Origin of the sequence: Mixta gaviniae (assembly GCF_002953195.1) — a bacterium.
GTDB lineage: Bacteria > Pseudomonadota > Gammaproteobacteria > Enterobacterales > Enterobacteriaceae > Mixta > Mixta gaviniae.
In genome coordinates, this window is record NZ_CP026377.1 from 2,235,379 (window position 1) to 2,261,713 (window position 26,335).

Genomic DNA, 26,335 nt, shown 5'->3' on the forward strand with positions numbered 1-26,335 from the left:
ATGATCTGTCCCCGCTGTGGCGACCAACATATCGAACTGATGGCGACTTCGCCGGTTGAGGGCGTCTGGACGGTGCATCAGTGTCAGCGCTGTCTCTATACCTGGCGCTCCACCGAGCCGCTGCGCCGCATCAGCCGCGAACACTATCCACAGGCGTTTCGCATGACGCAGCAGGATATCGATAACGCGCCGGAGGTACCGGCGGTGCCGCCGCTGCTGGCCGACGGCGCGCGATAAGCCGCGCCGGTTAACGGCGACCCGGCTGCGCCAGAACGTGCGGCCAGCCGGCATAAAAAGCGGCCGTGTCAGCATCGCCTGGCTGAAGGTGCGATAAGCCGCGCCGGCTAACGGCGACCCGGCTCTGCGCCAGAATATGCTGACAACGGGCGCACCGGGCTGCGCCATCAGGGCGCCCTGTCGTCGGGGCGCCTGCCCAACCCCGGTGCAGCCCGCGCCGCCCTTTTTCCCTCAGTTCCGCGTCCGCGCCGCTTTTCCACAGCTGGCATTCCCTTTGCTTAATGCAAAAGACGATGTCCTTCAGGAGAAAAGCCATGCGCACCCCCGTTGCGGCCAGCCGCTACCGTTTTAAAATTTTCGCCCTGCTCTTTTTATTGCGCTGATTAACTATATCGATCGCGGCGCGCTCTCCTTTGCCGCCAGCGCCATCGCGCTGGAATACCGCTTTACTCAGGTGCAGCTCGGCGCGGTGCTGGGCTATTTCGGCTTCGGCTATCTGTTTGGATCGCTGTGCGGCGGCTTTCTCGCCGATCGCTTCGGCACCAAAAAGGTCTGGCTGCTGGCGGGCGTACTGTGGTCGCTGCTGGAGATCCTCACCGCCTGGGCAGGCGATTTGGGCATGGCGCTGTTCGGCGGATCGGCGATCATGGGCTTCGCCGCGCTGCGCGTTATGTTCGGCTTTGCCGAAGGCCCGGCCTACGCCCTGATGAATAAGGCGATCGCCCACTGGGCGCCGGATAACGAGCGCGGCATGGCGCTGGGCATCGGCCTGCTCAGCACCCAGGTCGGCTCGCTGCTGACCGCACCGGTAGCGGTAACGCTGCTGCTGCTGACCAACGACTGGCGCATGATGTTTATTCTGCTTGGCGTGCTGTCGCTGCTGGCGATGGTGCTGTTCGCTCGCGCCTTCAGCGATACCCCGGCCGATCAGCCGCGCGCCAACGCCGCAGAGCGCGCGCTGATCCGCGATGGCCAGCAGGCGCAGCCGCTGCAGGAAACGCCGCTCCCCTGGTGGCGCTTTTTCACCAGCCGCACGCTGGTGTGCAACGCGCTGGGCTACTTTTCGTTTCTCTATATCACCTTTACCCTGGTCACCTGGGCGCCGAAATATCTGATGGATAACTTCCATTTCGATCTGCATGCGCTGGGCTACGTGGCAATGATCCCCTGGAGCGGCGCCTGCATTACCGTGCTGCTGGGCGGACGCATCGCCGACCTGCTGCTGCGACGCTTCGCTAACCTGCGCCTGGCGCGCAACCTGTTTGCCGCGGTGACGCTGCTGCTGGCGGGCAGCTGCTTTCTGGCGATCCCGTGGATGCCGTCGGCCAGCGCCATTATCGCGCTGATGACGCTGGGCAACGCGCTGAATGCGCTGGTCAATAACGTCTACTGGTCGGTAGTGATTGATGTGACGCCGCGCGCCAGCGTCGGCGCCTACAGCGGTATTACGCTGGCGATCGCCAACCTGGCGTCGATTATCTCGCCGATGCTGAGCGGCTGGCTGGCGCAGCACTACGGCTATAACGCCATGTTTACCGCCACGGCGCTGATCGCTTTCGCCAGCATGCTGGCGATGACGCTGCTGCAGCCGGAGAAAAAGCTGACCGCGCGGCCGCACAGCTGACGCCCGCCTGAGAAAGGCATCATGCCGGGCGCGTTCCCCTTGTTACGCGGAACGCGTCTGGCTTTTAAAAAGAGATAACGGAACCGTTATTTTTGCTGCGCCAGATAATCGCTCAGAAAGTGCTGAGCGTTGCCATATTGCGACAGCAGATCGCTGTAGCTAATACGCCAGGGCTGCTGCTCGTGGGGTAAATAAAGCTCGCCGACGTTGGAGCCGTCCATGCTTAATACCACGAAACGGTTGCCGTTAAGCACGACGCTATATTTTTTCTTTTTATTTTCTCGTGCCACATCCATTAGTTGAATCTTGCGATTCCAGGGATGATCGATATTCACTACCTGTACCAGCGCTTTGTTTTCCTCGCGCGGGCCGTAGCGCAATATCCAGACCTCAATGCCCTCTTCGCCCTGCCAGGCTTTGACTTGCTCGGCGATCTCAGGCCGCTGCAGCTCGCTGGCGGCGGTAGAGTCGGGCGCGGCGTTAGCCTGCGCGAAGGGAATAAAAGCAAGCGCGCTCAAAAGAAACGCGGCGGTTAATTTTTTCACTGAACAGCTCCCTCTTTATTTTCAGTCAGCAAAAATAATAATCGATATTTATTTCCCGTCAATATTACCGCGCTGAAAAAACGCAGCGAAATAACAAATAAAAAATCGAGAGAGATTATATTTCCAGACAAGACTCGTGGATTTTAATACGGTTTAATTATTTATTAGCGGAACCGATTATTAAATCCCGCCATCAGCACTGATAAATAGCCGGTTGCCTCTGTTTATTAAAATGAGAATTTTTTATTAAAGCGGGCACAGCGATGTGCTTAGGCAGCCGGTGAACGGGCCGATTAAAACAGACTCTCTGCGCATGTAGGAATCGGCCTTCCTGGCCAGTCAGAAGCCCGGTTGCGCATGAAAAAACCGGCCTTTCTGGCCAGTCAAACGCCCGGCTGCGCATGAAAAAACCGGCCCCTGCAGGGCCGGTGGGTTTATCGATCTCACGCCGGATGGTTAAAACGATTCCCAGCTCTCCATCGGCATCGCCGCCGGGCGCGGCGCCTTGCTGCGTGGCGTCAGCGTCGCTGGCTGCGCGCGGGTCGGCGCTGCGGGGCGCGCGCTGGCGTCAAGGCGGAAGGTGGCTACCGTCTGGTTAAGGTGTTGCGCCTGCTCCTGCAGCAGGCTGGAAGCTGAAGAGGACTCTTCCACCAGTGAGGCGTTCTGCTGCGTCACCCGATCCAGCTCGGCGACGGCGATGCCGACCTGGCCGATACCGCGGCTCTGCTCTTCGGAAGCAGAAGAGATCTCATCCATAATATCGCGTACCTGCTTCACGCCGACGACGATCGCTTCCATCGACGCTTCCGCCGCCGCCGCCAGTTTGGTGCCCTGTCCGACGCGGGAAGAGGACTCCTCAATCAGCCCTTTGATATCTTTCGCCGCTACCGCGCTGCGCTGCGCCAGGCTGCGCACTTCGCCCGCGACCACCGCGAAGCCGCGGCCGTTTTCGCCGGCGCGCGCCGCTTCCACCGCCGCGTTCAGCGCCAGAATATTGGTCTGAAAGGCGATGCTTTCGATCACGCTGGTGATCTCGGCGATTTTCTTGGCGCTCTCTTCCATGCCGAAAATGGTTTTGATCACCCCGTCGACGATGTCGCCGCCCTTCTCGGCGGTATCAGCGGCGCTGACCGCCAGCTTCGATGCCTGCAGCGCGTTATCCGCATTCTGCTTCACCGTGGCGGTGATCTGCTCCATGCTGGCCGCCGTCTGCTCCAGCGATGCGGCCTGCTCTTCGGTGCGCGCCGAAAGATCGGCGTTGCCGGCGGCGATCTCGCTGACGCCGGTCAGAATGGTATCGGAGCCGCTGCGCACGTTGCTGACGGTGTTGACCAGCGCCTGCTGCATGCGCGCCAGGCCGTTATGCAGCCGTCCCATTTCGTTGCGCGCCTGCGCATCCGCTTTCACCGGATGCGTCAGGTCGCCATGCTCAATGGCGTCGATATGGCTCAGCGCCGCCGCCAGCGGACGCAGCAGCACCTGCTGCAGCACACGCCAGCTCAGCGCCACACAGAGCAGCACCAGCGCCATTATCGCCGCCAACAGCACCTTCATCTGGCTGAAAGCGTGCTGGCTCTGCTCCGATGCCTGCCGGGTCAGGATATTTACCGCCTCGCGCCAGCGATCGTAATCCTCCATCATCGCTTTCTGCTTCGGCGCGGCGTTGATGGCGAACATCGCTTCCAGGCTGTGGGTGTCGGCGGTATTCATCAGCTGCTGCAGCAGCGCGGCGAAATCCTGATAGCTGGCGTTCAGCTGCGTCGTCAGCGCCGGATCCAGCCCTTTTAGCGGCGCGCCGGATTGATAGATCTGATACCAGCGATCCGCCGCCTGTAGCTGCGCGCGGCCGTGGGCGATCATGCCCGGCAGCTTCGCGCTCTCCGGGCCCTCTTTCTGGATCCAGATAACGATGCGGTTAGCGTCGGCACGCACGTCGTTCAACGCATACCAGGCGTTGGTCAGCGCGGCGACCTTGTCATTGGATGCCGAGGCGGTGGAAAAATTATCTCTGTCGTTGCTGAGTGACTCAAGAAACAGCCCACCTGAAACGATCTGCAGCAGCCCAAACAGCGCGATGCAGCCAATCAGGAAGGTGGATGTTTTAATGCGGCTAAAAAAGGACATAGCTCCCTCAAATATAGTGATAAGCGTCACACTTATCGGCAGCTTTACCGGTAACATTAGTTAATCTGCTGTTTGACTCCTCAGTTAAATTTTTTCCTGCCTGTTGATTAGTGACGATTTTTTCTCTTTTGCTGTTCAGCGGGCGAAACCTCTGCCCACAAGGCTCCGCCAACGCGCGCTGACGCCGCCTATACCCCGGCGAGTCAGATTAGCGACAACCTTAACGCCTCATCAGGCTGGATTGTCTGACAGAGATAGACGTATGATGATGGCGGTCAAACGGGCCGTGCGCCCGTGTCGCCGTCGGGAAGGCGAGCCGCCTCTCACAGCGATAAGGATTGACGATGCATCTCTGCACAAGGCCGAAAACGATCCATGCCGTAACAAGACCTTATTGTCTTGTTAGGTTTTACTTATTGATTCAATAATGGATACGCATTAGATCTTAATCACATTTTTCGGTAACTTTCACGCTAACCCAATATGGAGGAGTAACTGATGTCTATCATTAACACCAAAATCAAACCGTTTAAAAACAGCGCGTTTAAAAACGGCGAGTTCATTGAAGTGACTGAGAAAGATGTCGAAGGGAAATGGAGTGTTTTCTTCTTCTACCCGGCTGACTTTACTTTCGTTTGCCCGACCGAGCTGGGCGATGTTGCTGACCATTACGCAGAATTCCAGAAACTGGGCGTGGACATCTACTCCGTTTCTACCGACACCCACTTCACGCACAAAGCGTGGCACGGCAGCTCTGACACCATCGCAAAAATCGAATATGCGATGATCGGCGACCCGACCGGCGCGCTGACCCGTAACTTCGACATCATGCGCGAAGATCAGGGTCTGGCTGACCGTGGTACCTTCATCGTTGACCCGGAAGGCATCATTCAGGCTGTGGAAATCACCGCTGAAGGCATCGGCCGTGACGCATCTGACCTGCTGCGCAAAGTGAAAGCGGCTCAGTACGTTGCAAGCCACCCGGGCGAAGTGTGCCCGGCGAAGTGGAAAGAAGGCGAAGCAACTCTGGCACCTTCTCTCGACCTGGTTGGCAAAATCTAAGCTAACCGACAGCTGTTCGATCTTTTCATCGGGTGCTGCGGCACCCGATTTTTTGCCTGGAGACCCTCATGCTCGACACCACGATGAAAAACCAACTCAAGGCCTATCTTGAGAAATTAACTAAGCCTGTTGAGTTAATCGCTACGCTGGACGATGGCGCCAAATCCGCTGAAATCAGAGAACTGCTGGGCGAAATCGCCGCGCTCTCTGAGAAAGTGTCGTTCCGCGAAGATAACGCCCTGCCGGTGCGCAAACCGTCATTCTTAATCACTAACCCAGGCAACACCACCGGCCCGCGTTTCGCCGGCTCGCCGCTGGGTCACGAATTTACCTCGCTGGTGCTGGCGCTGCTGCAGACCGGCGGGCATCCCTCTAAAGAGACGCAGGCGCTGCTGGAGCAGATCCGCCAGCTCGATGACGACCTGCATTTCGAAACCTACTACTCGCTCTCCTGCCACAACTGTCCGGATGTGGTGCAGGCGCTGAACCTGATGGCGATCCTCAACCCGCGCGTTAGCCACACGGCGATTGACGGCGGCGTTTTCCAGAGCGAAATCCAGGATCGCAACGTGATGGGCGTGCCGGCCGTCTTCCTGAACGGCAAAGAGTTCGGTCAGGGCCGCATGAGCCTGGCGGAGATCGTCAGCAAGGTTGACGTCAACGCCGACAAACGCGCCGCGGACGAGCTGAACAAGCGCGACGCCTACGACGTGCTGATCGTCGGCAGCGGCCCTGCTGGCGCGGCGGCGGCGATCTACTCCGCGCGTAAAGGCATCCGTACCGCCCTGCTGGGCGAGCGTTTCGGCGGCCAGGTGCTGGATACCGTTGATATTGAAAACTATATCTCTGTACCGAAAACCGAAGGCGCGAAACTGGCCGGCGCGCTGAAAGCGCACGTCAGCGAATACGCTATCGACGTCATCGACAGCCAGAGCGCCAGCAAGCTGGTGCCGGCGAAGGTGGAAGGCGGCCTGCACGCTATCGAAACCGCTTCCGGCGCGGTGCTGAAATCACGCAGCATCATCGTGGCGACCGGCGCACGCTGGCGCAACATGAACGTGCCGGGTGAAGAGCAGTATCGCACCCGCGGCGTTACCTACTGCCCACACTGCGACGGCCCGCTCTATAAAGGCAAGCGCGTGGCGGTGATCGGCGGCGGCAACTCCGGCGTGGAAGCGGCGATCGACCTGGCCGGTATCGTTGAGCATGTCACCCTGCTGGAGTTCGCGCCGGCCATGAAGGCGGACGCGGTGCTGCAGGAAAAAGCGCGCAGCCTGGAGAACGTTGACATCGTTCTCAACGCCCAGACGCTGGAAGTGAAAGGTGACGGCAGCAAAGTCACCAGCCTGGAATATAAAGATCGCGTCAACGAAACGGTGCATCAGATCGACGTGGCGGGCATCTTTGTGCAGATCGGCCTGCTGCCGAACACCACCTGGCTGGATGGCGCGATTGAGCGTAACCAGATGGGCGAAATTCTGATCGATGCCAAGTGCGAAACCAACGTCAAAGGCGTGTTTGCCGCCGGCGACTGCACCACGGTGCCGTACAAACAGATCATCATCGCCAGCGGCGAAGGCGCGAAAGCCTCGCTCAGCGCGTTTGACTACCTGATCCGTACCCAGCCGGTAGGCTAAGACGGTCAGGCATAAAAGCGGCGCCCTCGGGCGCCGTTTTTTTTATCTGCGTTTCAGCGGCGCGTTTTTACTGCTGGTCAAGGAAACGCTGCGGATGATCGGCGGCAACAGCGCGCACGCCGTCGTAGCGGCCAAACAGCCGGTAGCGGTTGCGGGCGATAAGATCATAACAGCGGTTGCTGAGCGCCGGCGGCAGAAAACGCAGCGCCGCCAGCAGGTGCCACGGCCAGGGCAGCCCGCCCATCACGCGGAAAATTGCCTCGGCGCGCAGATAAACCTGGCCGTGGGCGATCAGCACGATGGTGCTGATCTTATCCTCCGGCAGCCCGGCCCAGCGCAGCAGCGCCTTGCCCTGCTCGCTCTGCACCGCCGCCAGCCTGACGGTACGATAGCGATCGTAGCGCAGCAGGAAATTGACCCAACCGTTGCAGAGTTTGCAGGTGCCGTCATACAGCACCACCTGCTCCTGCGGCTGGATCAGCGGCGGCGCGGCGGGGTTAGTCATTGCGGATGCCGGGATCCTCATCGCTTACCGGCACCGGATCTTCCTCTTCGGTGCCGCTCCCCAGCTCATGCAGGCTAATCTGCCGCACCGGCGCCTGCTCAATCTGGTCGCGCCAGCGGTCGCTGTGGTCTGGCAGGCTGGTGAACTGGCCGTCAAGGAACAGGAAATCGAGCTGGTCGCCCAGCGCCTGCAGCAGCGCTTCCGGCGAGGAAAAGTTTTCGCCATGCAGATCGCTGCCGTCAATCTGATACCCGATCAGCCCATCATGCACCCCGGCCTGGCCCAGCTCGATGATATGGCCGTCAATGTTCTGCGCCAGAATGGTGCCATCGCAGTAGAAAAGGTTATAGGGCATTAAATCCTGGTTAGTGTTATCGGGCATAACTCCTCCTGTTTTGCTTTCAGGAGGATAAGTATAGCCAGGCTACGCCAGCCCGCTCTCTTCACGCTGCTCAAGGCGCATCATCATGGTGACAAATTCCTCTTCCGACACGCCGTAGAAGGCATGCTTCATGCCGAGACGAAACGCCTCGTGCAGCAGCTGATAGAGCGCGCGCAGATCGTCAAGGCTCTGTCGCGTCGGCGCGGCGCCGTAGCGGCTAAAGCGACGATTCTCCAGCGCCACCTGGCCGCCGTCCGGCAGATAACGCGCCGCCAGCAGATGATGGCGAAAGTGGGAATGGGGCCAGGTTGAGACGAAATGGTTCGCCATCAGGTAGTCGGACGGAAACTGCGTCACCAGATCGAACCGGTAGAGCGGCTGCCACTCGCCGCCGCGTCGGTGGCAGAGCAGCCACTCCTCGCCCAGCGACTGTAGCTGATATTCACCGTGCGGCGTCTGCTGCGCGCGATCGGCCAGCAGGCGTATCGGCGCGCTCAGCGTCGAGCCGCCGAAGCCGGCGTCGACGATCCAGAAAGCCTCGTCCAGCAGCACCAGTATTAACATATGGGTGCGCGGCGGCACCGAAGGCGGCTGGGCGATCACCACGCGCGCCGCCAGGCCGCGGGCGTCGAAACCCATCTCCTGCAGCGCCTGCAGCAACAGAGAATTATGTTCATAGCAGTAGCCGCCGCGCCGCGCGACGACCAGCTTTTCCTGGATCGCTTCGGTTTCGATATGAATCGGGCGGTCAAGCAGTACATCGAGGTTTTCAAACGGAATGGCGCAGACGTGCGCATGATGGATCTCAGCGAGCGCGGCAAGCGAAGGTCGGGTCGCGCCGCGATAACCGATGCGCGCCAGATAAGCATGAAGATCAAACGACATAATTTCATCCTGGTGAAAATGATGCTTCTCTTATAGCTGATTTCTGGCGCGCCGGTTGTCCTGCAATGCGCTATGGCATCCATTCATTTTATTTGACCAAACGCACGCTATTTTTTAGCAGCTGCCGCGCGCGCCAGCAGTTAATCACCAGCTCGTCATCATCGGCGCTGTCCGCCAGTCCCGACAGCCGGTTGCACAGCGCGTCGTAGCTTAACGGCCTTCTCTCCCGCGCCAGCGCCACCACCGCCTTACCCACCAGCGCTAAAAACTCCTCATCCTGCTCTACGTCATCGGATAACAATGCCAATTTTTTCGCCCTCCTGTAAAAAAACATCCTTTAAATATGCACGCTCAAAAAATTTGGGGATCTCTGTAATCGATTTCTGAGACTTATCTCACGGCGACCAGCGCAACGGCGGCACGGCAGCTGGGCAAAGCAGGCGGGAAAAACTATACCTGGTAAGTAAGCTAACGCCCCGTTTTGCCACTAAAAAGAGGTAACGATGAAACTGACCCGCTGCGCTGCGCTGTTATTTTTCCTGAGCTGTCCCACGCTGGCGGCGGAAAGCCCGCCTTCCGCTGAAGGTTTGCCCCAGTTGCCGCCGCAGACGATACCGGTCAGCGCCTGGCAAACGCGGGTGAATGCGGATCGCACTATCACCTGGCGGCTTTACGCGCCGCAGGCGCGCGCGGTGTCGGTGGTGACCGGCGCTACGCCGGAAAGTTACGTGTCCCATGCGATGACAAAAGCGGAAAATGGCGTCTGGTCATGGCGCAGCGCGCCGTTGGCGCCCGATCTCTATGAATATTTTTTCAACGTCGACGGCCTGCGCATCACTGATCCCTCCGGCGCGATGCCCAAACCGCAGCGACAGGTCAACACCAGCCTGATCCTGGTGCCTGGCTCGCTGCTGGACGTGCGTCAGGTGCCACACGGCGAAGTGCATACGCTGACCTACCATTCGCGCGCCCTCGACCGCGAGCGCCAGCTCTACGTCTGGACGCCGCCGGGCATGGAAAACAGTAAGGATCCGCTGCCGGTGGTCTACTTCTGGCACGGCTTTGGCGACAGCGGGCTTTCCGCCGTGGTGCAGGGGCGCATACCGCAGATCATGGATAACCTGCTGGCGGAGAAAAAGATCGTGCCGATGCTGGTGGTGATGCCCGATACCGAAACCGACGCGGCGGGGCTGGTGCCGGAGGATTTCATCCCCACCCAGCGGCGTAAGGATTTCTATCCGCGCAACGCCGAGGCGGCGGATCGCGAGCTGATGCAGGATATTCTGCCGCTGATTACGCAGCGCTATCGCGTGCGTCAGGATGCGGCGGGACGGGCGCTGGCGGGCCTGTCACAGGGTGGCTACCAGGCGCTGGTGAGTGGCATGAGCCATCCGGAAGCGTTCGGCTGGCTGGCGAGCTTCAGCGGCGTCACCACCGAAACGGTGCCGAATCGGGCGGTCAGCGCGCGGCTGGCGCAGCCGCAGGCGGTGAATCGCCAGTTACGCAACTTCACCCTGGCGGTGGGCGAAGAAGATAAGGTTACCGGCGCGGATATCGCCGGGCTGAAACAGCAGCTGGAGCAGCAAGGTATCCATTTCGACTACGACGCTTACCCGCAGCGGGGCCATGAGATGGCGGTCTGGCGTCCGGCATGGATTACGTTTGTGCAGAAGCTGTTCCGCTAACCGACGCCGGCAGGCGTTTTATCAGGGTCAGGCAGTTTTCGCCCTGCGTCTGCCGGTAGCTGACATCGTCCACGCAATCATGGATCAGCCGCAGGCCGCGTCCGCTCTCCGATAGCAGCGCCAGCGCTATTTCCGCGTCGTCCGCCTCTTGCGCCGGCGCCGGCGGTGCGGCGGCGGTGTTCAGCAGCGCAGCGGGGATCGGCTCGCCGCTGTCGCGCAGCGTCACTAGCGCGCACGCCTCCTCAATTGCCATAGTGACAACGTAACTTTTTCCGCGATCCTGCCGGTAGCCGTGGCGGATAATATTGGTCGCCGCTTCGCACAGCGCCAGATCCAGCATAAAGATCCAGCTCTCCTCCAGCGCCAGCGGCGCGAAAAATCGCCGCAGCTGCTCGCCCAGCACCGGCAGACTATTCAGGCTGGCGCACAGCGTCAGCGTCCGGGGTTCGATAGCGCTCATCATTAGCCCTTCCCGCGCATCGCCGTCAGCGCATCGTTCTCGCTGACGAACAGGGTAAAGACGCGGTCCATGCGGGTGAGGCGAAACATATTCTGGATATTGGGGTTCAGCGCGCAGATCGCCATCTCCCCTTTGCCGTTGATCGCCTTCAGCAGCGAGATCAGCGTGCCGAGGCAGCTACTGTCGATAAAGTCGACGCGCGAAAAATCGAGCAGCAGCTGCGATGCACCACCGTTAATATGTTCCATCACCGCATCGCGGAACTGCCGGGCGACGGAAGCGTCCAGCCGGCGCGTTACCGGGGTCAGAATGGTGACGTTGTCATGTTGCGCCGTGTCCAGTTTCATAGCTTCTCCTGTTGTTCTGGCAGATGTTCGATAATAAACAGTGAAATATCGTCGGCGATATCGGCGCCGCCGCCCTGCCCGCGCCACTGCGTCAGCGCATTGCTGACGCGCGGAAACAGCTGCGCCAGCGGAGCGTCCGCCGCCTGCGCCAGCAGCTGTGCCAGCCGCGCCTGGCCGAACAGCTCATGCTGTGGGCTTTCGCATTCGGTGATGCCGTCGCTGTAGAGGCAGAGCCGATCGCCTGGCTGCAGGCTGAACGCCTGCTCATCCCAGCTCAGGCCGTCCATCAGCCCTACCGGCATGCCGCCTTCGCCCGCTTCCACCACCTCGCCGCTGGCGCGCACGATCAGCGGCGTCGGATGGCCTGCCTGGCAAAGGCGTCCCTCTCCGCTGTTGAGATCCAGCACGCCATAGACCATGGTGAAGTAGCTCAGCACCTCGTCGTTTTCGGCGCAAAAGCGCTGATTAAGGATACGCACCACCTCATGCGGCGGCGTCGGGCGGCCCTCGCTGAACAGAAACGGCTCGACGGTGCGGCCATGCAGAAACTGACGCGCCACCGCCAGCGAAACCATCGCCGCGCCGACGCCATGTCCCGCCACGTCGACGCCGTAAAAGCCGACCGCCTGGCTATCCAGCGGGAAAAAGTTGAAAATATCGCCGGAGACATAGGCGGAAGGCACAAACAGCCAGTCGGCACGATAGGGACCGTTGCGCAGGTTGTGCGCCGGCAGAATCGACTGCTGCAGGCGCGCGGCGGCCTGCAGGTCAGATTCAATCTGCTGCAGCGCCTCGCTAAGCCGCGCATTGCGCGCCGCCAGCGTCAACTCCAGCTCAAGAATGCGCTGCCCGGCGTGCAGCCGCGCCTGCAGCTCGATCTGATTCACCGGCTTGCGCAGAAAATCGTTGGCGCCTGCCTCAAACCCGGCGCGCAGATCGTCAATGCTTTCGCGCGCGGTCAGCAAAATCAGGTAGATATAGCGATCGCTGAACTGCTCGCGTACCCGACGACAGAGCGTCAGGCCGTCCATCACCGGCATCTCCCAATCGCTGATCATCAGGTTGATAGGCCAGGTGAGCAGCGCCCGCAGCGCGTCTTCGCCATTCTCCGCCTCATATACGCTGTAGCCCCACTTTTTCAGCAGCCCGGCGATCAGCTTGCGGTAGGTAGCGGAGTCATCCACGATCAAGATGGTCTGTTCTGTCGACATCGCGCCCCCTAGAATGGCAAGAACCAGATCAGGCTGATGGTGCCTTCGCGGAATTTGGCGTTGCTGCTGCTGCGTCCCGGATAGCGCGTGCCGCTGTAATTGGCGTACTGAATGGAGAAAGAGCCGGGCGTATAGCCCGCATAGCCGAAGCTGTAGCTGAAATCGCCGTTCCACGGCTGTTGCTGCTCGCTCTGCGGAAACCAGAACGCCGTGGCGCGCACGAAGAAGTGCTGCTTAAAGGTATAGCCGCAGCCGCCGAGAAAGACGTTTTTGTTGGATTGCAGATCGTTATCCGCCAGCGAGTAGTAGCGCGGCACCCAGCTGTAGCCTACCTGGCAGACGATCGAATCACCCTTCTGGATCAGCAGGTGCGGTTCGATCGCTTTGGGGAGGGAAAACTTATAGGCGAAGGTGAAAGCGCCCTGTTCAAAGTAAGTGCGGCGCTTGTTGCCCGACGGAAACAGATGGTTATCACCGTAGTTGCTGTAAACCAGGCTGAAGGTGTTGGCGTGCCAGTCATCGTAGCCGAAGCTGTAGCGGAAATCGCTGGTATATTTGCTGGTGTCAGTAATCGGCGCGCGCAGCGTGATATTGGCGAACCAGTAGCTGTAGGGGGAATATTGCAGGCTGAGGTTCATCAGCTGGTTGATCTTTTTCTTCTGCTGCGCCGATTCCGACCCGTTGGGAATGGTCAGCCACTGCTCCTGCAGGCCGCTGCTGAAGCTGAGCGCGCCGGAAAATTTATCTTTGTTACCGGAAAAGAGCCGTCCCCAGCGGGTGGTGAACACCCCCGCCTGTATCGGATCCTCTTCGTTCGCGCCGGGAATATCGGTTCCTTTGGACGCCGTCGCGCCGCTGGCGGGCCACGCCGCAGCGCTCAGCGCCAGCAGCACGCCGCTTTGCCAGCCCGCCCGCCTGCCGTTTTGCATTGATACATCCTCTGTCAGTTAGGAATAAAACGCCCGCCGATCTCTTTTTTCGCCATCAACCACAGCGCGCCCAGGATGCAGAGATGCACCAGGGTATTGCGCACCCATGCCTGGTGCCATAAATCGAAATGCACGAACTGGCTGACCGCCAGCACAAAGTAGACGTGAAGGATAAAGGTGTAGAGTGAATGCTGACCAAGCGGGATCAGAAACCAGCCGAAGGCGCGATGGATCGGCTGCCAGCAGCGGGTCAGCACCAGATAGACCGTCAGGATCAGACAGAAATCGTTCAGTACGCGGAACGGTCCCAGCGCGTTTTTGCCCGCCAGATGATGATAAAACCAGTTAAAGTCCGCCGGCGGGATCACATGCATCAGCAGCACCGGCGGCATAAAGGGGTTGGTGTGGTTCTGAGCGACAAACATCATCACCAGCGCATAGCAGACCATCACCACCATCACCGCCCGCCCCGGTCCGGTCCGCGCCAGCGACATCAGCTCCTCTTTGTACCAGCCGCAACACATGCCGAGAATAAAGATCAGCTGCCAGGCGAGCAGCGGAAAGGCGAACTCAAACTCCGACACCGTCAGCCGCAGCGGCCAGAGCTGGTAGCTGACGTAACCCGCCAGTGACAGCAACAGCAACATGCCTACCCGTCCCGCCTGCAGCAGGCCGAGAAACAGCGGGCTGGCCAGCAGCAAAAAGACGTAAAGGCCGAGGATCTGCGTCTGATGCGGGCCAATTTGCAGAAAAAGAATGATATTGAACCAGGTTTCGCGGATCTGCGGCGTAGTGGGAAACAGCGACCACTGGGTACCGGAGTAGCGATCGACAAAATGGGTCACTTCAAAGGTATTGATAAACGGCAGCTGCGACAGCAGCAGCATCGACAGAATAATCACGATGTTGACCAGATAGATCTTGCCGGCGCGCCGCCACAGCGTCCAGCCGACGGTAAGCAGCACCTCTTTTTGCAGCCGCTGGCGGTTGAGCATCCCCAACATAAAGCCCGCCATGATCACAAACCCCTCTGCGCCGGTGGTCAGGCCGAAGCGCTCCCAGGTAAGGATATTGAGCAGCGACATCACTTCGGTATGCGCCACGACCATCATCACCAGCGCGATGCCTCTGAGCATATCGATGCGCAGATCGCGCCGCCCCGGCACCGCATAGGCCCAGCTGGAAGAAGTCGGCGCTGAAAGGTCGCTCGCCGTGGCCGTGGTCACATCCGCCATAATCATTAACCTGCCTGTATGGTTAAATGTCTGGTTTTAAAGTAATACTAATACATATCATCTGGTAACAAAGTGTAGAACCAGTGCAACAAAAGAGAAAATTAGTCGCAAGACAATTTCATATCAATAAAAAACACCCTTTAAAACAAATAGATAAAAAGTAAATTTATGTAGAAGCGCAGCGATATCTTGAAACGCTTCGTTACTCAACTAAGATTTCAGGCAGGTAAGCACTATAAATATCAATGGCTTTTATTAAATTTGCTTTATCTTAAAACACCGGGGCATAACGAAAAGTTACGTATTATCATGCGTTAGCGGGATGCCAATGGACTTTTACTTCTCTAAATTCGAACATCGTCGCCCACCGCCGCCGCTGCGCACGCCGAAAACGGTGCAGTTTCTGTGGCAGGTGCTGGCCGTCGCCGGGCTGATCCTCGGCGCGAACTATATTCGCTGGCGCTGGACTTCATCGCTGAATATGGATGCGCTCTGGTATGCGATACCGCTGGTGCTGGCGGAGACGCTCGCCTGGATCGGCACGCTGCTGTTCACCATCAACCTCTGGCGTGAACAGGATCCGCAGCAGCTGCCGCCGCCCGACGATATCAATCAGTGCCTGCCGCCCGCCGAGCAGAGCGACCCGCGCCCGGTAAAGGTGGATCTGTTTATCGCCACCTATTCCGAAGATGTAGAGCTGGTGCGGCTATCGATTCAGGATGCGCTGAAGGTCACCTGCCCGGTAGCGATCGATTACCGTGTTCACGTGCTGGACGACGGCCGTCGGCCGGCGATGCGCGCGGTATGTGAAGAGGAAGGGGTTAACTACATCACGCGCGATAACAATATCGGTTATAAGGCGGGCAACCTGCGTAACGGTCTGGAGCAGACCGACGGCGATTTCCTGGTGATCTGCGACGCCGATACGCGCGTTTTTCCAACCCTGTTGACCCACACGCTCGGCTATTTCCGCGACCCGGATGTCGCCTGGGTGCAGACCCCACAGTGGTTTTTCGATCTGCCGGAAGGCGAGCGCGTGCCGGAGAAGCTGCGGCGGCGCGGCGGCATTATTGGCTACGGCGCCGGCCGCCTGCTGGAGCTGATCGCCGGCCCGTTGACCGTCGGCCGCGACCCCTTCTTCAACGATCCGCGCATGTTTTATGATGTGATCCTGCGCCGCCGTAACTGGGCCAACGCCGCCTTCTGCTGCGGCGCGGCGTCGATTCACCGGCGCGAGGCGATTATGCAGGCGGCGCTGCGTAGCTATGTCTTCAGCGTCGAGCAGGAGATCGGCCGCTTTACTCGTGATATTCGTGATGAAGAGACGCGCGACGCCTTAAGCCAGGCGATGCGTCCGCATGTGATCGCCGATACCGAGCTGACGCCCTACAAATTCCACGTTTCGGAAGATATCTACACCTCTATCGTGCTGCACGGCGACAGCGAACGGCGCTGGCGCTCGGTCATGCATCCCGGTATCGAATCGAAGATGCTGTCGCCGCAGGACCTGCTGACCTGGATGATCCAGCGCTTTAAGTATGCCGCCGGCTCGCTCGATATCCTGTTTCACGACCGCCTGTTCAGCCGTAAGCGTTTTCGTCTCAGCCTGCCGCAAACGCTGATGTACGCCACCACCTTCTGGTCCTATCTGGCCTGTATCTGGAATACGGTGTTTTTGATCTCGCCGCTGGTTTACCTGTTTACCGGCATTCCGCCCGTCTCTGCCTACTCCACGCCGTTCTACCTGCATTTTCTGCCGTTTTTTATCGTCTCGGAACTGGCGTTTATGTTCGGCACCTGGGGGATCTCCGCCTGGGATGGGCGCGCCTCTTATCTTTCCTTTTTCTCGGTCAATCTGCGCGCGCTGAATATGGTGCTGAAAGGCGAACGCATTAAGTTCGATGTTACGCCGAAAGAGCGTCAGAGCGGCCGTTTCCTCTATCTGGTGAAGCCGCAGATCGCCATCGTGGCGCTGACGCTGATCGGGCTTATCTGGGGCGGCATTCAGGTGGCGCTCGGTAACGTCGACGACCCGTCCGGCTTTGTGATCAATATTTTCTGGGGCGGCGTGAATATCGCCGCAATGATGCCGATGATTCTGGCCGCCATGTGGACGCCGCCGTCACAGGAGAGCGCATCATGAGCAGCCTGAAAGAGGGTTTGTTGGGCGCGCGCAGCTATCTCACCATTCTGATCGGGTTTCTTATCGCCTTCTCTATCGTGCTGTGGGTAGAGCGGCAGATGCCGACGCGGGTGGAAACGACCGAAGGGATTATCCTGAGCAAGGATTTCCCGCCGCTGCCGCAGGCGCGCGAACTGACCTTTGACGAGGCGGTTTGGGCGCGCGTTGCCTGGCAATACTTTATCAATAACACCCAGCTGAACGGGCTGGTCAACGCCGAGGACAAGCAGCCCTGGTTCAGCCTCTGGAGCAGCGGCAGCTACCTGCTGGCGACCATCTCCGCGCGGCAGCTGAATATTATCTCTACCCAGGAGTTCGATCAGCGTATCGCCGCCGCCCTGACCACCTTAAGCGAGCTGCCGCTGCTGCCCAGCCAGCTGCCCGCCAGCGCCTGGCGCGCCGATACGCTGGAACCGTTGGGCACAGAGAGCGCGCCGCCGGTCGACGTGGCGCGCCTGCTGGTACCGCTACAGATCCTGCAGTGGCGCTATCCGCAGCACGCCTTCGCGGTCAGCGAGCTGCTGGCACGCTGGCGGCTGGCGGATCTGCTGCAGGCGAACGCGCCGCAAAACGCCACGCTGCCGGTGACCCGCTGGGTCATGCGTGATGACGACCGCCGCAGCAGCTACGGCTATCGCCTCTACGCCGCGATGATGCTGCGCATGATCAATACGCCCGCCGGGCTGGCCGTCAGCCAGCCGCCCGACGGCATTAAAATGGTCGAAATCGACGGCGTTTCGGTACCTGACGAAGGGCTGCGCACCCCGTGGGGCAAGCAGCCATCGCTGATGAGCCTGCCCTATCTGCTGAGCGGCCTGGAGCTGGGCTTCGACGCGCGCAGCGGCGAAATCGCCTGGCGCATTATGCAGATCCAGCAGCAGCGCACCGGCGAATCGTCGCGCCGTCCGGCGATCAGCACCGACTACGCCGAACAGGCGCCCGATTTCGTCAACGCGCAGCCAGGCGCACAGCCGCTGCCGCGCAGCGAGCAGACCGCGGCGGACGATACGCTGCCGCAGGCGTCGCTCACCGATCGTCCGCTTAGCTCCACCCGCTCCGCCTTCAGCTGGTACGCGCTGTTCCGCAATAGCTGGAGCGAGGCGCAGCGGCAGCACATGCTGCCGATGCTGGAGCCGGGGCGCGGCTGGAAAGCCGGTTTTAATCCTGACAACAGCGTCAATGCCCATATTGACGCCGATACCAACGCAGTGGTGCTGGAAAGCCTGACCTATATCTCTCACGGTCAGCTGCTCTGCCTTGCCTGCCTCTGGTCCCCCGCCGATGAGGCGCCAGCCCCTAACCAAAGAGTGAACGCCGAATGAAACAGGCCATCTATTCCCGATCGCTAATTCCTCATCGCTGGCTGTGCTGGCTGCTGGCGGGATTACTGTTACTGCCGCTGCTGGGCCGCGCCGTCAGCCTGCCGGCGGCCGATTATCCGGTGCGTCACGGCGAGCTGACGCCGCGCGAAATGGCCATAGCGAAAAACGCCTGGCAATATTTTGTCGCCAACTATCAGCCGAAAACCGGGCTGGTGAACGCGGTAAACAAATATCCCTCCACCACCATGTGGGACAGCGCCTCCTATCTGGCGGCGCTCACCGCCGCACGTGAGCTGGGGATTATCGATAAGGCGGAGTTCGATCGCCGCCTGCTGCAGTTTATGGGCACGCTGAATAAGCTGGTGCTATTCCGCGACCAGGTGCCGAACAAAGCCTATAACACCATCACCGCGCAGAAGGTGGACTACCTGAACAAGCCGGGCGAGATCGGCTTTTCCGCCATCGATATCGGCCGCATGCTGATGTGGATGAAGATCATCAAAGAGCGCTACCCCGAATATGGCAACAGCATCGACAATGTGGTGCTGGGCTGGGACTTCACCCACGTGGTGGATGACTGCGGCACGCTCTACGGCGCCTATCTCGATCAGAACAAGCAGCCGATGTATGTGCAGGAAGGCCGTCTCGGCTATGAGGAGTACGCAGCGGCGGGCTATCAGCTGTGGGGCTTCTCCACCTGCCAGGGCAGCCGCCCGGAGCCTTACGCGCTGGCCGATATCTACTGCGTGCTGGTGCCCTACGACTCGCGCGACCCGCGTCTGACCAACCAGCATAACTACGTGGTAACCGAATCCTACCTGCTGCACGGCCTGGAGATGGGCTGGGATAAAAGCGACGACCGCGACGACAGCCCGCGAAATTTCAGCCATCCGTGGATGAAAGATTTCGCCGACCGTGTTTATCAGGCGCAGGAAAACCGCTACATGATCACCGGCACCCTCACCGCCCGCTCCGAGCATCAGCTCGATAAGGCGCCTTACTTCGTCTACGACACAGTGTTCAGCGACGGCTTTAACTGGAACACCATCACCGACCGCGGCAAATATGTGCCAGAGGTGGCGGCGGTGTCGCTGAAGGCGGCGCTGGGCATGTGGGTACTGTGGGATTCGCCCTACACCGATCGCCTGCTGGACGCTATCGAAAACGCCGACGAGGAAGGCAAAGGCTATTACGAGGGGCTGTATGAAAACGGCGACGGCCCGATCAAAGAGTTCACCGCCAACAATAACGGCATCATGCTGGAGGCGCTGCTGTTCAAAAAAGAGGGCAAGCTGCTGAAGTTCAACACCGACAACCCGCGTAAACCGGCTTTTGCGCCATCGCTGTGGGAGCGTCGTCTGGTGGATCTGTTTGAGCCGAACAACGAGCGGCGCAACCGACCTTTCCTGGAGATGACGCCGCCGGTGAAAACCTGGTGCGACCAGAGCGGCACCGCAGCGCGCAGCGCGCCCTCCTGCAAATCGTGCAAATGCCCGAGCTGTAAAAACGATGACGCGCCTGTGAAACTGCCGCCGGTGGCCACCTCATGCCTCAAACAGTGATGCGCAGGCGCGCGCTTATTCCGCTGCTGGCGCTGCTGCTGCTGGCGCTGATCGCGCTGGTGCAGAGCAGCGGCACGGCGTGGCGCTGGCTGGTTCAGGGCGGCTGGCACAGCAGCGCGCGTATGGGCGCGCTGACGCCGGAGGAGCAGCGCTGGGCGCAGGTTGCGTGGCGCTACTTCAGCAACAACACCCAGCCCGGCACCGGGTTGGTCAACGGCAGCGATAAGCGTCCGGTCTCCAGCGTCTGGCAGATCGGCGACACGCTGGTTGCGCTGACCGCCGCGCGTGAGCTGAAGCTGATCGACGAAGCGGAGTTCGACCAGCGCCTGACGCGGCTGATCGGTACGCTGAACCGCCTGCCGCTCTCCGGCGCCGGGCTGCCGAACCGGCTCTACAACACCCGCAACAACACCATGATCGACTACAGCAGCGCGCCGAAAAGCATCGGCTGGTCATCGCAGGATATCGCCCGCCTGCTGATGGCGCTGCGTATCGTCGCGGTGCGCTATCCCGCCTACAGCGAATATCTGGAGCGCGTGGTACTGCGCTGGAACTTTTGCCGCATCGTCGACGACCAGGGCCAACTGTTCGCCGGGCTGCTGCAGAACGGCCAACTGGTGACCCGTCAGGAAGGACGGCTGGGCGACAGCGAATACAGCGCTGCCGGCTTTGGCCTGTGGGGCTTCCCTAATCAGATTTCGCTGCTGCCGCCGGCGCAACACGTGATTATCTACGGCATGGCGCTTGATATTGACGCGCGCGATCCGCGCACCACCTGGACGCCGTCGGCGATCACCACCATGCCGTACGCCCTGAGCGGGCTGGAGTATGGCTGGGCGTTGCCGGGCGCCGGCCAGCAGACCGCGAAACTGCTGCGCCAGCGCGCCAGTCAGGTCTATCAGGTGCAGGAGCAGCGCTGGCAGCGGGAGAAAATCCTTACCGCGCGCAGCGACTTTACCCTCTCCACCGCCCCCTGGCATGTCAACGACACCCTCTACGGCAACGGCTACGCCTGGAACACGCTGGGCGACGACGGTAACTACTACCCGCGTCTGGCGCAGGTATCGACCCGGGCGGTCTTCGGCCTCTGGGCGCTGTGGGATACCGATTTCACCGATGCGCTGATGCGCATTACGCGCCTGCAGTATGACGCCGAGCGCGGCTGGTTCGAAGGCCGCGCCGAGGCGACCGGCGACTATAACCGCGCCATTACCCTCTCCACCAACGCCACGGTGCTGGAGGCGCTGCTCTATAAGGCCAATATGGGCCCGCTGCTGCCGCAGGGTAAGCTGAGCGACGACAGCTATTTCGCCCGGCGTCTGAGCGACGTGTTTAACCGGCCGCGCCAGTGTCTGCCGCCGGAGCGCAAGCAGACGGATAATGTCGATGTTCCCTGAACTTTTTCACCGTCCCGGCGATAAGGAGCCCCTATGACGCAGCGCCCTCTGCCCGACGATCTGAACTACGTGCGCGCCGCCATCTTTATCTTTGATGCGCAGGAGCGGCTGGTAAGCTGGAATCAGCAGGTGGAACGGTTCTACCCTTCGATCCGCGACAGGCTGCGCCCCGGCATCACGCTGTGCGAGCTGGCGGAAGGCTTCGCCGACGCCACCTATATGTCGGATGATACGCGCGGCAAGGCGGAGTTTACCGCCAGCATGATTAACCGCTGCCGCATCGACAACAACAGCGAACTGCGCCAGCTGGTCGACCGTAAAATCTTTATCCAGCACAACCGCACGCCGGAAGGCGGCATTGTCAGCCTGCATACCGATCTCTCCGATTTCGATCTCGCCAGCCAGTCGCGCCAGCAGCTGCATGAAGATTTCCTGCTGGCGGCGGAGTCGACCCATATCGGCATCTGGGACTGGCAGGTCAGCGCCGATATTCTGCTGGTTAACGACGCGCTGCTGACCATGCTGGGCTATCCGCGCGAAACCTGGCACTACAGCGCCACCTTTCTCGATACGCTGGTGCATCCCGACGATCGCGAACGCGTGCAGGAACGGCTACGGCAGGCGAGCAATGACAGCGTGCCGGTGTTCGACTGCGAAATCCGCCTGCTGCACCAGAGCGGCGACTACCGCTGGATGCTGCTGTCGGGCCAGGTGGTGAGCCTGAGCATTCGCGGCGAGATGGAGCGCGCCATCGGCACCCTGCAGGACATCACTAAACGCAAAGAGGCGGAGCGGCTGTCGCAGCAGGCCGCCGCCGCCGCGCAGGCGGCGAACGAGGCGAAAAGCGCTTTTCTCGCCAATATGAGCCATGAGATCCGCACACCGATGAACGGCATTCTCGGCATGACCCAACTTTGCCTTGATACCTCGCTGACCGATGAGCAGCGCGACTATATGACGCTGGTGCTGCACTCGGCGAAATCGCTGCTGCGCATCATCAACGATATTCTCGACTTTTCCAAAATCGAAGCGGGCAAGATGGAGATCGACGAAGAGATCTTCGAATTGCGCCCTTTTATTCAGTCCATTGTGCGGCCGCTGATGCCTGCCGCCAGCGAAAAATCGGTAGAGCTGCTGGTGAATATCGCCCCCGACGTGCCGCACAGCATCAGCGGCGATAGCGTGCGCCTGCGTCAGGTGCTGACCAACCTGGTCAGTAACGCGCTGAAGTTTACGCCGCAGGGTGAAGTGGAGCTGAAGCTGCAGATTTCCGAGCCGGGGCAGCGCCTGCGCTACGAGGTGCGCGATACCGGTATCGGCATTCCACCGGAAAAGCAGCAGCTGATTTTCGAATCCTTCAGCCAGGCAGATACCTCCACTACCCGCCGTTACGGCGGCACGGGGCTGGGGCTGACCATCTCCGCCCGGCTGGTTGAGATCATGGGCGGCGCGCTTACCGTCTACAGCGAGCCGGGCAAAGGCAGCGTCTTTAGCTTTTCGCTACCGCTGCCGGAACAGGCGCAACCGAGCGCGCCGCTACACGCCTCGCCGCTGCTGAGCGGCATCAACGTACTGATTGTCGATGACAACGCCACTAATCGCCGCCTGATGCGCGACATGCTGCGCAATATGGGGCTGAAGCCGATGATCACCAGCAGCGCGGCGGAGGCGCTGGCGCTGCTGGAAGAGAATCACGATTTCCCGCTGATCCTGCTGGATGCGCAGATGCCGGAAAAAGATGGCATGTCGCTGGCGCAGGAGCTGAAGGCCAATCCCGAGCTGGCGGGCAGCAAGATCATTATGCTCAGCTCGATGAGCCGCTTTATGGACGCCGCCGAGCTGAAAAAGATTGGCGTCACTCACTTTCTCAGCAAGCCGGTCGATCAGAAAGAGCTGCACGATGCGCTGCTGGCGACGCTGGCGGTGCCGGACAGCGCCGCGCCGGCGCGCGTGGTGCCGGCGGAACCGTCGATTAAGCCCGACGCCACCGCGCTCACGATCCTGCTGGCGGAAGATAACCTGGTGAACCAGAAGCTGGCCGGCTTTCTGCTGCAGAAAATGGGGCATCGTTATGAGATCGTCGGCAACGGCATCGAGGCGCTGGCGCAGCTTGACCGCCAGCGCTGGGATCTGATCCTGATGGATTTGCAGATGCCGGAGATGGACGGCGAACGCGCCACCGCGCTGATCCGCGAACTGGAGGCGCGTAACCCGCACCGTCCGCGCCAGCGCATTATTGCCATGACCGCCCACGCCATGCAGGGCGACCGCGAGTTCTGTCTGCAGCACGGCTTTGACGGCTATATCGCCAAGCCGGTATCACCCGATGCACTGCAGGGAGAAATTGCGCGGGTAATGGCGCTGGAACCCGGCGCAGAGGCGGAAGTCCCGTCCTCCGTTGCCGAACCCGCGCTGGATCTGAACACCCTCAGCGCCCGGCTCGGCACCGATATCGAACTGCTGCATGAGCTGCTGGAGATGTTCGCCGGCGAGCTGCCGCGGCTGGTGAGCCAGCTGCAGCAGGCGCTGCGCGCCCGGGAAACGGAGAGTATCCGCCGTCTGGCGCATAAGCTGCGCGGCGAATCGGCCACCTTTGGGTTTGAGGAGCTGGTGCGGCTGCTGCAGACGCTGGAACAGGCCGCCAGCCACGCCGCGCCGCTTGATGCCGAGGCGATCATTCTTCAGCTTGACGCGCAGCGCGAGCGCATTATGGCGATGCTGCGCCGCTTACAGGAGGAAACATGAGACTTTACTGGCCCGCGCTGTTTTTCGGCGCCTGCTTTTCCGCTCAGGCGGCCTCGCCCGTGACGCTGCCCGCGAGCTGGTCGCTGGCGGGCCAGTGGCGCGCCCATGACGGCAACGACGCCAGTTTCGAAGGCTGGCGCGGCCGCGATACCGACTGGCGCCCGCTGCGCGTGCCGGCCAACTGGTACAGCGCCGGCTGGGATCATCAGGGTGCGCTCTGGTATCGCACCGAATTCTCTCTGCCGCCGCTGGCGCCGGAGACCATGGCGACACTGGTGTTTGATGGCGTCGATTACACTGCGGAGGTCTGGTTTAACCGCCAGAAACTGGCGCAACACGAAGGCTATTTTCAGCGTTTCGCCGTGGATGTCAGTGACAACGTCACGAAAAATAACCGCCTCGCGGTGCGCGTCGACAGCCCGTTTGAAGATCCGAAAACCACCTGGCCGCTGCATAAAAACGTGATGAAAGGGGTGCTAAATCAGCACGATTCGCGTCCCGGCGGCGCCTGGTCGCCGCAGGGCCAGGATGCCAACTCCGGCGGGATCTGGGCGCCGGTGCGCCTGCGCCTGACGCGCGGCGCGACAATGGATAACCTGATCCTGCGCCCCGACTGGTCGCAGGGCCTGGCACATCCGCAGCTGAAGGTAGATATCGATTATCGCGCTCTGAAGGCGGGCAGCGCTACCCTGCGGCTGCGCGCCGTACCGGCTAACTTTAGCGGCGCTTCCTATACGCTGAATGAAAAAGTGACCCTGTCACCCGGAAAGGGAGACAAGCAGCGGTTAAGCGTGACGTTGCCGATGCCGGAGGCGCAGCTCTGGTGGGCGGTCGGCTACGGCAAGCCGAATCTCTACCGCGTTACCGCCACCCTGAGCGACGAACAGGGCGTGATGGATCGTCAGAGCAGCCGCACCGGCCTGCGCAAGGTGGAAGAGCAGCCGGATAATCGCGGCTGGCTGCTGAACGGCAAGCGCATCTACCTGCGCGGCACCAATTACATCGGTTCGCCGTGGCTTGGCGAAATGAATGATGACAAATATCGCCGCGATCTGCAGCTGGCGGAGCGAATGAATGCTAACGCCATCCGCGTGCATGGCCATGTTGCCGGACGCGCACTCTATCGCCAGGCGGATGAGCTGGGCATGATGATCTGGCAGGATGTACCGCTGCAGTGGGGCTACAACGACAGCGACGCTTTCGCGGAAAACGCCGCGCGTCAGACGCGCCAGATGGTGGAGCAGTTCGGCAACGCGCCGTCGATCGTGGTCTGGGGCGGGCAAAATGAACCGCCGTTTAACTCGCCGTGGATGGAGAAGCGCTTTCCCGACTGGAACAACAACCTGAACCGCAAGCTGATGCAGCGGGTGGCGGACACGCTGGCGGAAGATCGCTCGCGCGTGGTGCATCCCTTCTCCGCCGTTGAGGAGCATTACTGGCAGGGCTGGTATTTCGGCACCATGACCGATGTGCTGCAGCCGGCCAAAACCGGCATTATCACCGAATTTGGCGCGCAGGCGCTGCCGCGCCTCTCTACCCTGAAGACCATTATTCCGCCGCAGGACTGGTGGCCGGCCAGCACCGCGCCGGGCGATCCGAAGTGGACCCGCTGGAAATATCATAATTTCCAGCCGATCCAGACCTTCCAGTTCGCTAAGCTGTCGCGCGGCAAGAATATGGCGGAGTTTATCGCTAACACCCAGCGCTATCAGGCGGATCTGGTGGCGCTGGCGGCGGAGAGCTATCGCCGGCAGCGCTTCCAGCCGGTCACCGCCCTGTTCCAGTTTATGTTTGTCGAGACCTGGCCGTCGATCAACTGGGGCGTCGTGGATTATCTGCGCCAGCCTAAAGCAGGCTATTACGCTATGCAGCGCGCCTATCAGCCGCTGCTGCCCTCGATCGAGCCGGTGACGCTGAAGTGGCAGCCCGGCCGGCCGGGCCAGCTGCGCTTATGGACGGTTAACGACAGCTGGCAGCCGCTGCCGGGCGCCACTCTGAAGTGGACGGTTCGCCAGGGTGCCAGCACGCTGCAGAAAGGCCAGCGCAAAGTTGATATCGCCGCCGACGACGGCGTGAAGCAGGCCGATCTTTCGGTGACGCCGCAGAACGCGACGCCGATGGAGGTGAAGTTCTGGATCGTCGACGGCCAGGGCCGCACGCGCGCGGCAAATCAGATGACCCTGCGCCCGGCGCCGGCGACAACGCCGTAATCAACTATGCTTAAATAACGAAGTCAGCAAGCAATAGTGTAAAAAGGAG

General features: G+C 60.6%; 21 protein-coding genes and 1 pseudogene. 11 read left to right on the plus strand and 11 right to left on the minus strand.

Annotated features, from left to right (window positions below; all coding sequences use genetic code 11):
• Complete coding sequence (locus C2E15_RS10420; RefSeq protein WP_104957305.1) at window positions 1-237, plus strand: non-oxidative hydroxyarylic acid decarboxylases subunit D; 237 nt, start codon at window positions 1-3, stop codon at window positions 235-237.
• A 314-nt stretch (window positions 238-551) separates the two neighbouring features.
• Window positions 552-1,861 (plus strand): annotated as a pseudogene (locus tag C2E15_RS10430) (MFS transporter).
• An 86-nt stretch (window positions 1,862-1,947) separates the two neighbouring features.
• Here C2E15_RS10430 and C2E15_RS10435 read toward each other — a convergent pair.
• Both C2E15_RS10435 and C2E15_RS10440 read right to left on the minus strand, forming a co-directional pair.
• A complete protein-coding gene (locus tag C2E15_RS10435; RefSeq protein ID WP_245912377.1) occupies window positions 1,948-2,406 on the minus strand; it encodes a hypothetical protein in 459 nt (152 codons plus the stop codon).
• A gap of 456 nt (window positions 2,407-2,862) precedes the next feature.
• On the minus strand, window positions 2,863-4,530 hold the full coding sequence (locus C2E15_RS10440) for a methyl-accepting chemotaxis protein (RefSeq protein WP_104957307.1): 1,668 nt from the start codon (window positions 4,528-4,530) through the stop codon (window positions 2,863-2,865).
• A 498-nt stretch (window positions 4,531-5,028) separates the two neighbouring features.
• Here C2E15_RS10440 and ahpC point away from each other — a divergent pair, with 498 nt between their 5' ends.
• Window positions 5,029-5,592 (plus strand): alkyl hydroperoxide reductase subunit C, encoded by a 564-nt coding sequence (gene ahpC / locus C2E15_RS10445; protein ID WP_104957308.1) that lies wholly within the window; start codon window positions 5,029-5,031, stop codon window positions 5,590-5,592.
• A 68-nt stretch (window positions 5,593-5,660) separates the two neighbouring features.
• Entirely contained in the window at window positions 5,661-7,229 is a 1,569-nt protein-coding gene (gene ahpF / locus C2E15_RS10450) for an alkyl hydroperoxide reductase subunit F (RefSeq protein ID WP_104957309.1), read from the plus strand.
• A 67-nt stretch (window positions 7,230-7,296) separates the two neighbouring features.
• Here the strand turns inward: ahpF and C2E15_RS10455 are convergent, their stop codons facing one another.
• The 4 genes from C2E15_RS10455 to C2E15_RS10470 all read right to left on the minus strand — a co-directional run bounded on the left by C2E15_RS10455 (window position 7,297) and on the right by C2E15_RS10470 (window position 9,308).
• Window positions 7,297-7,734, minus strand: coding sequence for a thiol-disulfide oxidoreductase DCC family protein (locus tag C2E15_RS10455; RefSeq protein WP_104957310.1), 438 nt, complete (start codon window positions 7,732-7,734; stop codon window positions 7,297-7,299).
• Window positions 7,727-8,116: a hypothetical protein gene (locus C2E15_RS10460; RefSeq protein WP_174705695.1), complete on the minus strand. Its 390-nt coding sequence runs from the start codon at window positions 8,114-8,116 to the stop codon at window positions 7,727-7,729. Before C2E15_RS10460 ends, C2E15_RS10455 begins: the two co-directional genes overlap by 8 nt.
• Window positions 8,117-8,158: 42 nt before the next feature.
• Window positions 8,159-9,001: an arylamine N-acetyltransferase family protein gene (locus C2E15_RS10465; protein WP_104957311.1), complete on the minus strand. Its 843-nt coding sequence runs from the start codon at window positions 8,999-9,001 to the stop codon at window positions 8,159-8,161.
• Window positions 9,002-9,089: 88 nt separating this feature from the next.
• Window positions 9,090-9,308 carry a hypothetical protein gene (locus C2E15_RS10470; protein WP_146108545.1) on the minus strand — a complete coding sequence of 73 codons (219 nt, stop codon included), beginning with the start codon at window positions 9,306-9,308 and terminating at the stop codon, window positions 9,090-9,092.
• A 196-nt stretch (window positions 9,309-9,504) separates the two neighbouring features.
• Here C2E15_RS10470 and C2E15_RS10475 point away from each other — a divergent pair, with 196 nt between their 5' ends.
• Entirely contained in the window at window positions 9,505-10,686 is a 1,182-nt protein-coding gene (locus tag C2E15_RS10475) for an alpha/beta hydrolase-fold protein (protein WP_104957313.1), read from the plus strand.
• Here the strand turns inward: C2E15_RS10475 and C2E15_RS10480 are convergent.
• From C2E15_RS10480 to opgC, 5 genes are read right to left on the minus strand one after another with little or no spacing between them, the layout of a single operon-like run.
• Window positions 10,658-11,149, minus strand: a complete 492-nt coding sequence (locus C2E15_RS10480) for an ATP-binding protein (RefSeq protein ID WP_104957314.1) — start codon at window positions 11,147-11,149, stop codon at window positions 10,658-10,660. The two genes, C2E15_RS10475 and C2E15_RS10480, sit on opposite strands and share 29 nt — an antisense overlap.
• Window positions 11,149-11,493: an STAS domain-containing protein gene (locus tag C2E15_RS10485; RefSeq protein WP_104957315.1), complete on the minus strand. Its 345-nt coding sequence runs from the start codon at window positions 11,491-11,493 to the stop codon at window positions 11,149-11,151. Before C2E15_RS10485 ends, C2E15_RS10480 begins: the two co-directional genes overlap by 1 nt.
• A complete protein-coding gene (locus C2E15_RS10490; protein WP_104957316.1) occupies window positions 11,490-12,704 on the minus strand; it encodes a PP2C family protein-serine/threonine phosphatase in 1,215 nt (404 codons plus the stop codon). The genes C2E15_RS10485 and C2E15_RS10490 overlap by 4 nt, the downstream gene beginning before the upstream one ends.
• Before the next feature lie 8 nt (window positions 12,705-12,712).
• Entirely contained in the window at window positions 12,713-13,633 is a 921-nt protein-coding gene (locus C2E15_RS10495) for a hypothetical protein (RefSeq protein WP_104957317.1), read from the minus strand.
• A 14-nt stretch (window positions 13,634-13,647) separates the two neighbouring features.
• A complete protein-coding gene (gene opgC / locus C2E15_RS10500) occupies window positions 13,648-14,874 on the minus strand; it encodes an OpgC domain-containing protein (RefSeq protein WP_174705696.1) in 1,227 nt (408 codons plus the stop codon).
• Window positions 14,875-15,196: 322 nt separating this feature from the next.
• Between opgC and C2E15_RS10505 the strand changes: the two genes are divergently transcribed.
• From C2E15_RS10505 to C2E15_RS10530, 6 genes are read left to right on the plus strand one after another with little or no spacing between them, the layout of a single operon-like run.
• Entirely contained in the window at window positions 15,197-17,011 is a 1,815-nt protein-coding gene (locus C2E15_RS10505; protein ID WP_104957318.1) for a glycosyltransferase family 2 protein, read from the plus strand.
• Complete coding sequence (locus C2E15_RS10510) at window positions 17,008-18,372, plus strand: DUF3131 domain-containing protein (protein ID WP_104957319.1); 1,365 nt, start codon at window positions 17,008-17,010, stop codon at window positions 18,370-18,372. Before C2E15_RS10505 ends, C2E15_RS10510 begins: the two co-directional genes overlap by 4 nt.
• Window positions 18,369-19,934, plus strand: coding sequence for a DUF3131 domain-containing protein (locus C2E15_RS10515; RefSeq protein WP_104957320.1), 1,566 nt, complete (start codon window positions 18,369-18,371; stop codon window positions 19,932-19,934). The genes C2E15_RS10510 and C2E15_RS10515 overlap by 4 nt, the downstream gene beginning before the upstream one ends.
• A complete protein-coding gene (locus C2E15_RS10520) occupies window positions 19,919-21,331 on the plus strand; it encodes a DUF3131 domain-containing protein (RefSeq protein WP_104957321.1) in 1,413 nt (470 codons plus the stop codon). The genes C2E15_RS10515 and C2E15_RS10520 overlap by 16 nt, the downstream gene beginning before the upstream one ends.
• Before the next feature lie 33 nt (window positions 21,332-21,364).
• Entirely contained in the window at window positions 21,365-24,076 is a 2,712-nt protein-coding gene (locus C2E15_RS10525; RefSeq protein ID WP_104957322.1) for a PAS domain-containing hybrid sensor histidine kinase/response regulator, read from the plus strand.
• The gene (locus tag C2E15_RS10530) at window positions 24,073-26,286 is read left to right on the plus strand and encodes a glycoside hydrolase family 2 protein (RefSeq protein WP_104957323.1); all 2,214 of its coding nucleotides are present in this window, start codon (window positions 24,073-24,075) and stop codon (window positions 26,284-26,286) included. Before C2E15_RS10525 ends, C2E15_RS10530 begins: the two co-directional genes overlap by 4 nt.
• The last annotated feature ends 49 nt before the right edge of the window (window positions 26,287-26,335 follow it).